At 55.9% G+C, this 14,375-nt stretch carries 16 protein-coding genes; 5 read left to right on the forward strand and 11 right to left on the reverse strand.

Features of this window, described 5'->3' with window-relative positions; all coding sequences use genetic code 11:
• Nucleotides 1–74 precede the first annotated feature (74 nt).
• Entirely contained in the window at nt 75–266 is a 192-nt protein-coding gene (locus ACR0LL_RS16075; RefSeq protein ID WP_170608328.1) for a hypothetical protein, read from the forward strand.
• 302 nt (nt 267–568) lie between these two features.
• Here ACR0LL_RS16075 and cueR read toward each other — a convergent pair whose 3' ends face one another.
• The gene (gene cueR, locus ACR0LL_RS16080; RefSeq protein WP_152460772.1) at nt 569–955 is read right to left on the reverse strand and encodes a Cu(I)-responsive transcriptional regulator; all 387 of its coding nucleotides are present in this window, start codon (nt 953–955) and stop codon (nt 569–571) included.
• Between the two features lie 15 nt (nt 956–970).
• Complete coding sequence (locus ACR0LL_RS16085) at nt 971–3,481, reverse strand: heavy metal translocating P-type ATPase (RefSeq protein ID WP_170417908.1); 2,511 nt, start codon at nt 3,479–3,481, stop codon at nt 971–973.
• 173 nt (nt 3,482–3,654) lie between these two features.
• Here ACR0LL_RS16085 and ACR0LL_RS16090 point away from each other — a divergent pair, with 173 nt between their 5' ends.
• Entirely contained in the window at nt 3,655–3,852 is a 198-nt protein-coding gene (locus tag ACR0LL_RS16090; protein ID WP_170417905.1) for a heavy-metal-associated domain-containing protein, read from the forward strand.
• A gap of 37 nt (nt 3,853–3,889) precedes the next feature.
• On the opposite strand, the gene ACR0LL_RS16095 is transcribed toward ACR0LL_RS16090, so the two are convergent.
• The 8 genes from ACR0LL_RS16095 to ACR0LL_RS16130 all read right to left on the reverse strand — a co-directional run bounded on the left by ACR0LL_RS16095 (nt 3,890) and on the right by ACR0LL_RS16130 (nt 10,773).
• Nucleotides 3,890–4,618 carry a DsbA family protein gene (locus ACR0LL_RS16095; RefSeq protein WP_414478956.1) on the reverse strand — a complete coding sequence of 243 codons (729 nt, stop codon included), beginning with the start codon at nt 4,616–4,618 and terminating at the stop codon, nt 3,890–3,892.
• Between the two features lies 1 nt (nt 4,619).
• Nucleotides 4,620–5,093, reverse strand: coding sequence for a c-type cytochrome (locus ACR0LL_RS16100; protein WP_170418019.1), 474 nt, complete (start codon nt 5,091–5,093; stop codon nt 4,620–4,622).
• Nucleotides 5,093–6,463: a multicopper oxidase family protein gene (locus ACR0LL_RS16105; protein WP_170417903.1), complete on the reverse strand. Its 1,371-nt coding sequence runs from the start codon at nt 6,461–6,463 to the stop codon at nt 5,093–5,095. The genes ACR0LL_RS16100 and ACR0LL_RS16105 overlap by 1 nt, the downstream gene beginning before the upstream one ends.
• Nucleotides 6,464–6,502: 39 nt before the next feature.
• Nucleotides 6,503–7,402 (reverse strand): c-type cytochrome, encoded by a 900-nt coding sequence (locus ACR0LL_RS16110; protein WP_170417899.1) that lies wholly within the window; start codon nt 7,400–7,402, stop codon nt 6,503–6,505.
• Between the two features lie 9 nt (nt 7,403–7,411).
• Nucleotides 7,412–7,981: a c-type cytochrome gene (locus ACR0LL_RS16115; RefSeq protein ID WP_170417895.1), complete on the reverse strand. Its 570-nt coding sequence runs from the start codon at nt 7,979–7,981 to the stop codon at nt 7,412–7,414.
• Nucleotides 7,982–8,377: 396 nt separating this feature from the next.
• Nucleotides 8,378–8,827: a c-type cytochrome gene (locus ACR0LL_RS16120; protein WP_170417891.1), complete on the reverse strand. Its 450-nt coding sequence runs from the start codon at nt 8,825–8,827 to the stop codon at nt 8,378–8,380.
• Between the two features lie 67 nt (nt 8,828–8,894).
• Nucleotides 8,895–9,485, reverse strand: coding sequence for a L,D-transpeptidase (locus tag ACR0LL_RS16125; RefSeq protein WP_170417888.1), 591 nt, complete (start codon nt 9,483–9,485; stop codon nt 8,895–8,897).
• Between the two features lie 634 nt (nt 9,486–10,119).
• Nucleotides 10,120–10,773, reverse strand: coding sequence for a L,D-transpeptidase (locus ACR0LL_RS16130; RefSeq protein ID WP_050605720.1), 654 nt, complete (start codon nt 10,771–10,773; stop codon nt 10,120–10,122).
• 374 nt (nt 10,774–11,147) lie between these two features.
• Here ACR0LL_RS16130 and ACR0LL_RS16135 point away from each other — a divergent pair, with 374 nt between their 5' ends.
• The 3 genes from ACR0LL_RS16135 to ACR0LL_RS16145 all read left to right on the forward strand — a co-directional run bounded on the left by ACR0LL_RS16135 (nt 11,148) and on the right by ACR0LL_RS16145 (nt 13,886).
• Entirely contained in the window at nt 11,148–11,459 is a 312-nt protein-coding gene (locus ACR0LL_RS16135; RefSeq protein WP_255612174.1) for a DUF2933 domain-containing protein, read from the forward strand.
• Between the two features lie 39 nt (nt 11,460–11,498).
• Nucleotides 11,499–11,672, forward strand: a complete 174-nt coding sequence (locus ACR0LL_RS16140) for a hypothetical protein (RefSeq protein WP_170417885.1) — start codon at nt 11,499–11,501, stop codon at nt 11,670–11,672.
• 117 nt (nt 11,673–11,789) lie between these two features.
• Complete coding sequence (locus tag ACR0LL_RS16145) at nt 11,790–13,886, forward strand: protein-disulfide reductase DsbD family protein (RefSeq protein WP_480539782.1); 2,097 nt, start codon at nt 11,790–11,792, stop codon at nt 13,884–13,886.
• Nucleotides 13,887–13,895: 9 nt separating this feature from the next.
• Here ACR0LL_RS16145 and ACR0LL_RS16150 read toward each other — a convergent pair whose 3' ends face one another.
• The gene (locus tag ACR0LL_RS16150) at nt 13,896–14,354 is read right to left on the reverse strand and encodes a hypothetical protein (protein ID WP_480588238.1); all 459 of its coding nucleotides are present in this window, start codon (nt 14,352–14,354) and stop codon (nt 13,896–13,898) included.
• Nucleotides 14,355–14,375 lie beyond the last annotated feature (21 nt).

The following is a 14,375-nucleotide window of genomic DNA, read 5'->3' on the forward strand; positions in this document are numbered from 1 at the left end:
AACCCGCGCTGACGGGCCTGTGGATGTTAGGAGATTTGTGGAGGACGATCGGGCGTCAGAGGCGCTTGAGAGTTGTGGATGTCGGAATCCATGTTACGGTTTTTCTGGCCAAAAGCTTCAGCCAAAACCGCAAGTCCTACGTGGGTCGGATATTCGCCAACACAACAGATACCGGAATGACATTCTCCGCTGTGATTTACGTGGCTATCCGTGTGGATTTGGCCAGTCGTCGGATGCAAACCGCTATGGTCGTGTTTGAAGTCTGATGACTTTGCAGCCATTGAAACGCCGTGAGGCTCAGAGGTGCTACTGTTTTTGACGTCACTGCTCGCGACCACAACAGTGCCGACGAAGGTCATCGCCAAGCAGACGCATGTCAGAAACGTCATTCGCAACACTGAGAAAAACTTCCACTTCATCCCGTGCAGTTAGGACGAACGTAACGAGTGTTCAAGCCAGTCGGAGGAAAAAACAGGTGAGTTGGTGCGCTGTATCGAAATGAAGCGGATTCCCGCGAATACACGTAACAAACTGCCAAAATAGGAGGCAGTTCATACGATGAGCGCATCTAAGTTTGGCCGAGGTTCTTCAGGATCGGGCAGTCGGGACGGTGGTCTCCGGCACATTCATCGATTAAATGAGACAGTGTAGCATGCATGGCCTTCAGGTCCGCGATCTTGGCATCTATTTCTTTTAGGTTCTGTTTGGCGATATCCTTCACGTCCGCGCTTGCGCGTTCTTTGTCCTCGTACAACGCCAGTAGTGAACGGCAATCCTCAATGGTAAAGCCCAATGAGCGGGCCCGCCCGATGAAGGCCAGTTTGTGCAGTTCCTTTTCGTCGAAATGTCGATACCCGTTCAGACTGCGCCTGGGTTTGATGAATCCGATATCCTCGTAATAACGGATGGTTTTGGCAGGCAGACCCGAACGTTCTGCTACATCTCCGATATTCACAGCGGTTCTCCTATTCTATTCAGCAGGCGCTGATCGCAGCGCCTGCTCTTCATTCTGCGAGATCTGTTCTCGCCCAACTTTGATCGGCTTAACCCAGCGCAACCGCAGCGCGTTGGTCAGGACAAATACACTGGACAGCGCCATGGCACCTGCAGCCAAAACCGGCGACAGCAACGGGCCGCCAAACGGATAGAGCACCCCCGCTGCAACCGGTATGAGCAGCGTGTTGTAGCTGAAAGCCCAGAACAGGTTTTGGCGGATGTTACGCATGGTGCGCTGACTAATATCGAAGGCGTTGACCACGCCTGTCAGGTCGCCTGACATCAGAACGACGTCAGCCGCCTCGATGGCGATGTCAGTGCCTGTCCCGATCGCAATTCCTACGTCAGCCGCCGCCAGAGCGGGGGCATCATTGATGCCATCACCCACAAAGGCCAGTTTTCCGCCATTTGAGCGCAGATCTTGCAACGCGGATACTTTACCCTCTGGCAGAACCTCGGCCACGACATGATCGATGCCAAGCTGCGCCGCGATGGATTTGGCTGTAGCGGTATTGTCGCCGGTAATCATCGCTACTTTCAGCCCCAGTCCGTGCAAAGCTTCAATTGCGTCTGGCGTGGTGGTCTTGATTGGGTCCGCCACGGCGATGACGGCTGCGATAACTCCGTCTACGGAGGCATAAAGTGGAGTCTTTCCGTTGATTGCGAGTTCAGCGCCCCGATCAGACAACGCGCCCATTTCAACCCCTTCGCGACTCATCAGGCGGTCGGCCCCGATCAGGATTGTATGGCCTTCGACTGAGGCGCTTACCCCGTAACCGGTGATCGACGTGAAGTCTTCTGGCTTCGAAAGCTCCAGACCACGGGTTTCAGCCGCGCGCACGATGGCCGTGGCGATCGGATGTTCGGATGTGACCTCAACGGCAGCAACAAGGCGCAGAACCTCATCCTCGGCCAATCCTTCGGCCACAATCAGGTCGGTCAGCTCCGGACGCCCTTCGGTCAAGGTCCCCGTCTTGTCCACCGCAACAACGGTGGTTTCCTGCAGCATTTGCAAGGCGTCGCCCTTTCGAAACAGGACACCCATCTCGGCCGCGCGGCCGGTGCCGACCATGATTGAGGTGGGTGTGGCCAACCCCATGGCGCAGGGGCAAGCAATGATCAGTACCGCAACCCCGGCTACCAACGCCAAGCTGAGCGCAGGATCGGGTCCGAACAACATCCAAACCAGCACAGTCATTACGGCCACAGCGATCACTACCGGCACGAACCACAGCGTGATGCGGTCAACCAAGCCTTGAATCGGAAGCTTGGCACCCTGTGCTTGTTCGACCATTTGAATGATCTGGGCCAACATAGTGTCTGCGCCGATCTTTTCAGCCCGGTACGTCAATGCGCCCGCGCCATTAACTGTTCCGCCGACCACAGTTGCGCCCTCGGTCTTTTCGGCAGGAACCGGCTCGCCGGTGATCATGCTTTCATCGACATATGACGCGCCGGTCACTACGGCACCATCCACCGCGATTTTTTCGCCCGGTCGAACGTGCACAATATCCCCTACAACGATCTGCTCGATCGGTAGCTCGACAACCGATCCGTCGCGCTCAACGCGCGCTGTTTTTGCCTGCAGACCGACCAGTTTTCGGATCGCTTCACCAGTTCGCCCCTTGGCGCGCGCCTCGAGGAACCTCCCCAGCAATATGAGAACCACGATCACCGCTGCGGCCTCGTAGTAGACGTTTGCGGTTCCGGCGGGAAGAACACCCGGCGCAAAGGTGGAAACAAGCGAGAACCCATAAGCCGCCGAAGTGCCCAGAGCCACCAGAGAATTCATGTCCGGCGCGCCTTTGAACAAGGAAGGGAATCCCTTAGTATAGAACTGCAAACCTGGCCCAAAAAGAACGATCGTGGTTAGAAGGAATTGCAGGTAATAGCTGTTCTGGATGCCGATCGTGCTCGCTATCAGGTGGTGCATGCCCGGAATAACATGCGAGCCCATTTCAAGGATAAAGACCGGCAAAGCGAGCAAGGCGGCAAAGCTTGTTCGCCGGGCCAATTGGCGAATCTCTTTGGCTTTGCGGTCTTGTGGTTCGGTCTGCGTCGCGGATCGCAGGCTCGCCGGATAGCCAGCAGATGCCGCAAGCGCCGCGATGGCTTCGGGTGTTGTGACTCCCTCAGCATAACGTACAGTTGCACTTTCGGTGGCCAGATTGACCGACGCGGACAAGACGCCATCATCTGCTTGCAATGCCCGTTCAACGCGCCCCACGCACGATGCGCAGGACATGTTCTGAATATCCAGCGTTACCTCTTCCGTCCGTGCCAGATATCCGGCGCTGTTTAACGCATCAGCAATGGCCGCTTTATCGGCTGGATCGCGGAAATCGACCTGAACGCTTTCGCTGGCGAGATTAACCGAAGCGGCATCTACCCCTGGCACATCTTTCAACGCGCGCTCAACCCGCCCTACGCAGGACGCACAGCTCATACCCTGAACTTGAAACCTTGCATGTGAAATTTCAGTCATATTGTCACCACCAATGTTCTGCTGACGGGAAACATAAGGGTTCCAGCAAGTGGAAGGTCAAGGGATGGGGCTGACTTTCTTTGCCACTAATTTTGACGATCCAATAATCACGACTTGACCTTCCTGTGCTGGAATACTTTAGCCGGGACGACGGAACACAGGAGCAAACATCCATGACGACCCTAAATATCCCGGATATGAGCTGCGGGCACTGCAAGTCAGCTATCGAAAAAGCCGTTGCCACGGTGGATTCCTCCGCACAGTTGGACTTTGACATGGAAAACCGCAGGGTACGTGTCTTAAGCACCAATTCACTTGATCATATCCTTGCAGCGCTGAAGTCCGAGGGATACGAAGCCACGATCGCATGATAAACTTAGGAGCGCACATGCTGTCGCCCCCTTGGTTCTATCTTGCGTCTCTGACTGCCACGATTAACCGGGTCATTTCATCTTCGGTGATCAGACCCGGGGCAAGCGCATCTCCAATCACAAACGAAGGAGTGCCACTGAAGCCAAGCTGTCGGGCCAATTCCATGGAAATCTGAATATGCGCGTCGACTTCCGGCGCTTCCATATCTGCGCGCAATTGATCCTCGTCCAGGCCAAGTTCCCGAACAACTTTCAGTACACTGGCCTCAGTGGCACGACCGTTCAGAGCCATAAGCGCCCAATGAAATTCTTCGTATTTTCCCTGGTTTCGTGAGGCCAGCGCAGCGCGTGCCGCGAAGTCGGAACCTTCTCCAAGTATGGGCCATTCTCGATAAACAATTCGCACATCGGAATCGCCCGCGATTACGTTCTTCACGACCGGGGCAGCGCGTTTGCAATATGGGCAGTTATAGTCGAAAAACTCGACCACGGTTACATCGCCTTCCGGGTTTCCGATTACAGGCGCATTCGGATCCTGTTCCAGCAATTCACGCTGATTTTCCAAGACGCTTCCAATTGCTTCGGCTTTTGCCTGATCCTCGCGCTGTTGAAGCAATTGAATCGCCTGCATGATGATCTCAGGGTTTTCCAAAATGGCTTCGAGAGCCAGCCGTTTTACATCGGAGTCAGACAGCTCGTCGGCGCGTGCCATAGGAATGCCAATCGACATGGCGATAGCGACTAAGCCTGCAAGTATTCGTTTCACATCAGTTTCCTTCCGTTTGTTCTGCTTCGGTGCGTTGCTCTTGCAGCTTGCGTTCCCGATCCGGCCAACTCTCCTTGATGAAGGCGAGGATGTCCCAGATATCCTGATCCGACAGAGTGTCCCCGAAGCCTGGCATGCCGCTTTTGACGTCAGCGACACCCATCTGTTTCAAAGTTTGGTCCCCGCCAAACTTTGTATAGTCGAACAACAGCTTGTCGCCGTGATGCCAGGTATGCCCGGTTCGGTCATGCGGGGGCGCCCGCAAGACGCCATCCGGATCAGGTGTTTGCCAATCCTGCTGACCCTCCAAATTTGCCCCGTGGCATGACGCGCAGTTTTCGGCGTACAAAACTGCACCACGTGCCGAATCCGCTGATGCACTGTTCTGCGCACGCCCACTCAGGCCCCAGCCAGCGACCGCGACAATGATCACTACAGCAGCCAGTGACACCCATTTCGCCGAACTCTTGTTCATCATGCCACGCTCAGCCAGGTCTTCATACCAGCGGCCTGATGCGACAGCATATGGCAATGAAACAGCCAATCCCCCGGGTTATCCGCAACGAACGCAATCTCCCGCTTTTCTATCCGGTCAACCAGGATTGTGTCCCGCAGCGGCCCTAGGTTGCCGTTTGGCAGAACTTCCTGAAAGTGCGTCCCGTGCAAGTGCATAGCGTGCGGAAAGACGGTGTCGTTCTGCATCTGAATCCGGACTATGTCGCCACGCGAAACGGCAGCAAGGGGGTTTTCAGGTAACCCGGCGACACCGTTGAATGTCCAGATCTGCCCTTCCTGAACCAATTCATTGGTGCTCATGACCTGGCCGTTAAAAGTGCCTTGACGCAGTCCGCCCATCGCCCCGCCTTCCATCACTAATGGGATTGTCAAAGCGTCAGAAACATCTTCGAGAAAGGAAACAGGGTTGGGTGGCAGGGCTTCTATTGCACCGCGGTTTGCGGATGCACCGCTTCCCGAAACCGGGATTTCAGCAATGACAAACGATTCATCGCGTTCGTGAAGAGTTATTTGAACGGCTTCGTTCGATTCCGCTGTGACATCAACAATTAAGTCTGCTCGCTGTGCAGGCCCAAAAACAAGGGTTTCAAAATCCTCTGGCTGCCTTACAGGCATGCCATCATAAGCGACCAGTTTCCCGTTTGCGCCACCTACTGAGACATACATGATCCGATCAGTTGCCACGTTGACCATTCGAAGTCGCAAACGCTGGTTTGTCAGAACTTCTGTCATGGGCGATATGTGTGCGTGAACGTAGTTTCCCATTCGGCCTGCATGCGTCCAGTCATGCATCGCGCCGAAATCATCGACGATTTGGGCGTCCTGACCCAACCTCCAGTCATCCAGCAGGATCGTAATGTCATGATCCGTGTCCGGCGGGTCCATTTCGTCGACGATGAACGCGCCGTAAAGGCCCCTGGCCACTTGTTCCGTTGACTGGTTATGAGAGTGGTACCAGAAGGTTCCTGCATCCTTCAGAGGCAAGTCATACTGAAACTCGCCGCTTGTTGGTACAGCCTCCTGTGTAAGACCCGGCACCCCATCCATGTTGTTTGGAACCCGCAGTCCATGCCAATGGATTGCCGTAGGCTGAGGCAGTGAGTTCAGGAGTGTCCGGCGAACCGTTTCGCCCTGCCGGGCACGAATTTCGGGGCCCGGAACACCGCCATCATATCCCCATATCTCGGTTTCAGGATAGCTGTCGGGGGCAACACGTGCCAATCCTGAACGCGCCTCGATTATTCGGGGGGCGGTAGCCGCCCTCCCGATAGTCGGCACTGCGATTAGTGCCGACGTGCCTGCAACGAATTGCCTGCGATTGAGCTTCATGAGGACTTCCCTCCAAAGAAAATTTGATCTCTCACTCGATTACCCCCCGTCGTGCACATCCAGCAGATAGGTCGCCATTGCCTTCCGGTCTTCGTCTGTCAGAAAGCTGGTGCCATAGTTTACGACCTCTCCCATGGCGCCGCCGAAGACATCGCCATCAGGCATGACGCCGGTGCGCAACGCGTAGGCCAAATCATCTACCGTCCAACCACGCTTTTGCAGGGTCTCAAAGTCGATGGCCGGTGCCTTGTCACCGCCCGGCAGAGAGTCACTTCCCTTGAAGTGTTCCGTGTCCGAATTTCTTGCGCCAGCCAGGTTCCTCCCGGTGTGGCAGGCCGCACAATGTGTGGCACCTTCGACCAGTAGCCGGCCCCGGTTCCACACTTCGTCATTGCCCGGCACGGGATCAGTGCGGGGTGGTTCCAGAAAAGCCGCGCGCCACAGCTTCAGGCCCCATCTCTGATTGAAGGGGAACGCCATTTCCTGTTCTTTTGACGGTTCCGCTACCGGTGGAACTGTTTGCCATGCGGCCCAGAGATCGGCGATGTCCTGATCCGTGAAATTGGCATAGAATGGATAAGGAAAGGCCGGGTAATAGGGTTGTCCGCCGGGTGATACGCCTTGACGCACCGCGCGGGCGAACTCCTCGATTGTCCAATCACCGATCCCGTGATCGGGATCTGTGGTCAGGTTCGGCGAAAAGAGCGTGCCGAACGGGGTATCCAACTCCACCCCACCGGCCAAGGCCGCGCCCCCTTTGGCAAAATCTGTGTGGCAAGCGATACAACCACTTGCCCTTGCCAGATACGCCCCGCGGTTAACGTCACCCTGAATGTCGAGAGCTTGTAAGGGCTGGCCAATCGGCCAAGCCATCACAGCAACAAGTCCCGCTGACGCCGCTACGGCGGCAGCAAGGCCCAATCGGAATATCGGTCTCATGACGCATTCCTATTCCGACCGAAATTGCGTGTGACACGCCGAGCATGTCTGGCTCAGCATCATGAACACACCATCTGCCGGCATTTCAGAAAGTTGTGCCTGGTTTGGACTGCCGCCCATCATTCCGGCACCCATCATAGAACCGCCACCCATCATGGATGCGCCGCCCATCATGCCCGAACCATGGCCCGACCCGGACATCATCAACCCGTTGTCCGCCGCAAGCACAAGGCCTTCAGAGTAGGATTCCAACTGCCTGGCTAACTCTGCAAATGAACCCCAATCCTGCCAGATCTCCGATTTGGCCTCCGAGGGTTTGCCATCAGATCCCTCTGGAAACAGCTTTGTCATGCTCTCGCCAGCGTGACGCCCGATTTTCTTGGCCTCGCTTCGTACCGTTTGCGCATTGTAGGGCGTTTTCCCCTGCATCATCGGCGTAAGGATCTTCATGCTGTCCTTCATCGCGGACATACCATCCATGCGTTCTTTGACGATGCCGGTTGCGCCACCATGCGCCAGGGCGGCGGCTGCAAACAGAGAAACCAGGGCAACGCCTGTGGTCATTTTCAGAATGTTCATTGTTTTGTCCTTGTCGTCTGCTTCGACGCGCCCAGGTTGAGCGCAATTCGACTGGTCAGATCAGGACACGCGGCGGTGGTGGGTCAAACGCCGCGATACCGAGAACCCGGTATTGGGCTCGAGGGATCGAGTATCTTTGTTCAGTATCTTGGGGGCCAGGCGGTGGTGGACCCATCGAAAATAGACCAACAGCGTTGCAAATCGTTCCGCCATGACAATGTCCGGGATGACCCTGCTTGACATGCTCAACGTCCGCGGAGTCCGTTTGGTCAATCACGTGCTGAGAACCACTGCCATGTGCATGAGCAGAATCGGCCGTCACAAGCAGCCCGCCAATGGTCAGCACCATTGACAGTATGATGTAACGAATTGCACTGCCCATTCGGCTCGTCACCTTCAGAAAATCCCGTTTTCCTGCTGCAGCTCTCTGATATACGCCACGATGCCCTTCACATCCGCACGGGTCAAGCCATCGACCGGCGGCATATTGCCGAACTTCCAATGGTGTGCCCGAACTCCATTCTGGACTGCCACATAAAATGACTCGTCCGAATGGTGGCTTGGTTCATAGATTTTATGCACCAAAGGTGGTGCAAGGCCTTCCAGACCTGTTGCATTCGCGCCATGGCACGCCGAGCATTTGGCGTCGAATGCCACTTTGCCGACGGCCGCAAATTCGCTTAGCTGGTCCGGCAGAGTGACGTTTTCGATTGGGTCTCCTTGCTCCAGTGCTGACGTATCGGGCGGCGTCATCGAGTGACCTGTTGGTTGCTGATTTAAGTTGTAGACGAACGCGGCGGCGCCTGCGATCACTACTCCGCCGATCAAGAGTGTAAGTTTATCCATCTCTGTTCTTCACATGATTGTCAGTTCTTAGGTTCAACGCGCGCAAAAAAAATCGGCCTGACCAAGGTCAGATCAGTTTTACCTGAGTGCCCACAGTGGCCAGTTCGAACAATTCCGCAATCTGCTCGTTGTACAAGCCAATGCAGCCGTTGGAGGATCTTCTCCCGATCTTGCGCGTGTCGTTGGTGCCGTGGATCCGGTAGTATTGCCAGCTCAAATAAAGTGCATGTGTCCCCAGAGGATTCTCCGGACCCGGGCCCACATAATCGGGCCAAGCGGGGTTGCGCTTTTTCATTGCTGGTGTCGGTCGCCAAGACGGCCCTTCGACCTTGCGAGTAACTGTGGTGTAGCCCAGCCTTGTAAGGTCTTCCGTCAGCGGTACGCTGGTTGGATACATTCGGTAGACGCTTTCGTCTTCCGACCAATATTGCAGGACCTTGGACTGTGTATCGGACAGGATCACACCATTCTTAAGCGTATCAAAGTGGTCCTGCCATTTAGCAACGCGGAATGAGGAAACATTGCGGCGCGTCCCCTCAGTTGCCGTTGATTGGGCCCAAACGGCCGGTGCTGGAAAAAGCGTCGTCGCAGCAAACGCGGCAATCACTCCACGTCGCGTAACAACCTTTCCTTCTTTGCTCCGTTTCATGCCTGCCATCCCAAAGTTTATTCTTTTTTTCCGACTCAAATAACTCGTATGCCCGGTTCCTGCGCTGGAAGGTCAACACGCAAATGACATTTCATATGGGATGTCTCGTCTGAATTGTCGTTGCCGTTGGCGCAGGGATATTTCCTTAGAAGGCGGACCCAAATCATCAAGTCATTGTGGAAAAGCAATTTTTCTTGGACGTAACTCCAGGCTGCTTTAAGCAAAACCTGACTTTCTTGAATCAACCGAACACAAAAAAGCAACGCTAACAATTGCTTAGTTCTTGGTGAATTGATGTGATCACCCGTCGATGCGAGGGTAGCAGGCACTACAAATGACAATCACAGTGGACTAAACACCATGTCCTTCAGGAAAGCTTTCCAAGCACTGGCCGCACTTTTGTTCATCGGCGCTTGTACCGAAACAACGTCAATATCTGCAGATAGCGAGCCCGGAACGCTTTCCCAAGTTCCTGACGCCGTAGCCCAGATTGCTGCTCCGGGCCAGGACCTGAACGCAGTGAAAATCATGCCTGAGGACGGTTGCTATTGGTATCGCTATGTTGGGCCAGTTGAAACAACCTACCTACCACTTAGGACTATTGAAGGGCGCCCAATCTGTACGCGCGCCTGACAAGCGCCTGTCAGCTGGTCGCGGTCAGAAGCCGCTCGGGAGGGTAGAGATGAGCCGTGGACCCTGGCCTGACACGATCATAAAGCCCGATGATATGTGGCATCGCCATCCTTACGCAGCCAGAACTTGCGCGACCTCCGATAGATCTTGGATAAGGCGTTCCGTGAATTCGCAGGTATGTGTCGCGACCACCTTCGAACAGATAAAACGCCCTTGATCCCAATGGGTTTGTCGGCCCACCGGGCACACCATCTGCGAATTGCGCATATTCATCAGGGTCGCGCTCAATCATTTCGGCTGTAGGAGTCCAACGCGGCCATTTGGCCTTTCGCTTGATCGTGTAGACTCCGGGCTCGTAAAGATTGCCTCGGGCAATGGCTACGCCGTAACGCATTGCTGTGCCACCGTCTTCGATGAAATACAGATATCGTGCCACCGCGTCGACATGAATGTCACCCGGAGTAAGTGGTCGATTGGTTTGCACACGCTGAGGCAGGAAACGTGGGTGTAAACCCCAGGGATTGGATGTTGCGGGATCAAAATTGGCTGGAGTTACTTGCGCATCCCACTCCGACCATTGCGAGGCCGCCGCCGACGTCACTCCAAAAACCGGCTGAGAGAAAATGGCGAGCGAGGCTGCAACAAAATGTCGTCTGGTCAGCATTGATAGCGCTCCTATTGGCTGGTTGGTGTCTGGAGTTAGTACCCAGGGGATTAGACAATCCGCGACGGGGGAAGATTTGTCCATTCAATTATTCGTTCGATATCGCTTCGACCCACCCGCGAGTTTTCAAGGCTTAAAGTGACCTAGGCAGCTTCGTGTTTAACCTGAAACTTCACCAGGCGTCGGGACGACAATGCCTGCTGTTCATACCCCTAAAAACTTCCCTGTTCCGGCCGTGTCTATGCACCAAGTAAGGCCCAAGCAAATGCTGGACTGGTTTGACAGCGTCAAATTCGCTTCGCGCCAAAACAGCTTGACCTTCCATCGTGGGAAGGCGTTAGCAGAGGTCTCCAATCCAAATTTTGGAGTTGAATGTGAAAGAAAAACAGACTGCAAACGCGCCGCAGGCGTCAGTACCGGTTAGCGGCGGCAAGATAATGAAATGGGGCATGATGGTATGTTGCATTGCCATGATAACGCCGATCGCTCTCTACTTGATCGCCGGCGGGACGGTTGGTGGGCTTTCTGACTCCTTGGGTCTTTTCGCACCGTTGATCCTGTGCCTCGGAGCCCATTTCTTTATGCACAAGGCGATGGAAAAATCCTGTCATTCGAACAAATCTGAATCGGAAAGACCAAAGGCAACAGACGCCGCGGTCGGACCGAACCCAGTACACCGGCAATAATCTTCAATCATGAAGCTTTGGTGCTCAAGGTTGGCCGCCATGTCGCTGGCCGCTCTTTCGCTGGCGGCTTGCGCACCACGCCCTAAACTATGCCCGCTGCAACCGCCGCAGCCTGAATACGCCCTGCCCCAAGGTTGCCGGGTTCAATGGGAGGGCGCGGATGGCGGGGCCTATTTCATCTGCGAAGACGGGCGCGAAGGTTTCGTGAGCTGATCGTGGGGATGTGACATTCCGGCTCGTTGACCCTCCAGCGCTGGAATCTGGCAGAGACGGGTGCAAAACAACCGATGGCAACGCGCAATGGCAAGAACACTCCTAAATTTATGTATTATGATCTTGGGGTTAATCTTTGGCCAGACTTCCGCCGGGACAAGCCTTGCAGCTACATCCCAAGCGTATGAATCAGAGCCCCTGGTCGCACACATAATTACCGCGCAGGACGGGATCGCGCCTGACGTCAAGACGATCACTGCAGGACTGCATCTGAAACTGGGCGAAGATTGGAAAACCTACTGGAAGTCGCCTGGTGAGGTGGGAATTCCGCCCAAGATCACTTGGAACGGCTCGCAAAACGTCAGCGACGTACAGTTTCACTGGCCCGCGCCGATCCGTTTTCGCGCCTTCGGGATCGAGAATTTCGGGTACAAGGACGAAGTGGTCTTTCCGCTGACCGTCACACTCGAGAACCCCGGAGCGCCAGTTGACTTGAAGGCCGCTGTGACAACGCTGATCTGTTCCGATATCTGTGTGCCGGTCGAGTTTTCGCTGGACTTGTCGCTGACTCAGGGAACGGGTCGGGATCAGGACTCGGCCCGGCTTATAAATGCCTTTCTGTCGCGGGTGCCAAGCACGGGAAACACAAGCGGAATGAAGTCCGACGCCGCGACCCTGGATACCGAGTCCGAGATGCTGACGCTGAATTTCACCAGCGACCTGCCCTTTGATGCGCCTGATGTCTTTCCCGACATGGGACGTGACACCGCGTTTGGTGCACCCGACATCCGGCTCGCTGGCGACAGGCGTCAGCTATGGGTGCAGTTCCCGGTCCTCGCTCTGGCACAGGACCCCCCCGCCTTGTCCGTCACGGTTACCGACACCAACCGCGTGGCCGAGTTTTCGCCCCGTACCGACGCTCCCCCTACCCCGCCACCATATGAGATCGCGGCCGCCGAAACTTCAGCCAGCGCGCTGGTCTGGATCATTTTGCTGGCGGTGGGCGGCGGGTTGATTCTGAATGTCATGCCCTGCGTACTGCCAGTGCTTTCGATCAAGCTTTCCTCGGCGGTAAAGGCTCGCGACCGCTCTGCGGCTCAGATTCGCGCCGGGTTCCTGGCTTCGGCAGCCGGAATCCTGACATTCATGTGGCTGTTGGCGGCTATCACCATTGCGGCGCGGTCGCTGGGCTATTCCGTCGGCTGGGGCATCCAGTTCCAGAATCCGCTTTTCCTTGCGGTGATGATCGTGGTGCTGGCGGTTTTTGCAACCAGCCTCGCGGGCTTGTTCGAGATCACGCTGCCGCAGTCGCTGAACACCCGGCTTGCCCATGTCGAAAAGGGCCGCGTGTCGCTGGTCGGGGATTTCCTGACCGGAGCCTTCTCAGCAGTTCTGGCGACGCCCTGCTCGGCCCCCTTCCTCGGCACGGCGGTGGCCTTTGCCCTGACCGGCCGACCGGTGGATATCGTGGCGATCTTCACCGCAATGGGGGTCGGGCTGGCCATTCCTTACCTGCTGGTTGCAGTGCACCCGAAACTTACCGCCGCTCTGCCTAAACCGGGGCGTTGGATGGTGGGATTAAAATGGGCCCTGTCGGCGGCACTGCTGACCACGATCGGCTGGTTGGTCTGGGTGATGGTCGGGGTGGCCGGAGACACTGCTGCAACTGCTACCGTGCTGGCTGCAACTGTTCTGGTCCTGTTGATCTGGAAAAGTACGATGATGCCACCCGTTTTGCGCTGGACAGCCCTGTTGCTGACGCTGACCGCAGCGTTTGCCGCACCGGTTGCGATTGCCGGCAAAGACCGGTCCAGGCTGCTTGAACCAGCCGGAGAGATCCCTTGGATTACCTTCAGCCGCCCCGAAATCGCCCGCCTTGTGTCGCGCGGCGAGGTGGTTTTCGTCGATGTCACAGCCGACTGGTGTCTGACCTGCAAGGCCAACAAAGCGCTGGTGCTGGAACGCGGCGAGGTTCTGGCAACACTGCAATCGGACAAAGCAATTCCGATGCAGGCCGACTGGACCCGCCCCGACGATGTGATCGCCCGTTTCCTTGAGGACAATGGACGGTTCGGGATCCCCTTCAACATCGTCTACGGCCCGTCGGCCCCCGAAGGCATCGCCCTGCCAGAGATCTTGACCACGAACGCCATTCTCGACGCGATGGAACAGGCCGCGCCGATTGCGGGCGGAGCCGTGGAAAGCGGATCCTGACCCCGGAGTTCACATATCCCGGACGCGGTTGCTCTGCTGCGCTAAACGCATGGTCTCGTGCTCTTCCATATCCAGTATCGCCTGAAAGAGTTCGCGTGCCTCGGGTATCTCGGCACGCCCGTGCAAATACCGATATAAGTCGATCACCTGATTGTGAAGATCGAAGACCGCTTCGCAGATCTCATCGACGCTCATCTGTGCGAACGGCCTGTCGCAGGCGCGATGTGGGTCGATCGGCTCATTGCCCAAATAGTCATATACCCAGGTGTTGAGCGCTTTGGGATCGGCTCGTTTCACGAAACCATCGACGATTTTCTCCAGAGCAGCCTCATGATCGGCGAGGTAGGTAAGCAACATCCTGGCCAGCTCCTGCTCTGACTGTGTCGAACAGTAGGCCAAACATTCGGCGAGCCAATGATGCATTTCCCGCGTCCAGACAATTAGATCAGAAAACGTTTCAACTTTCATGGTCTCAACCTCCTAAAGATC

The organism is Ruegeria sp. AI2, assembly GCF_056541275.1.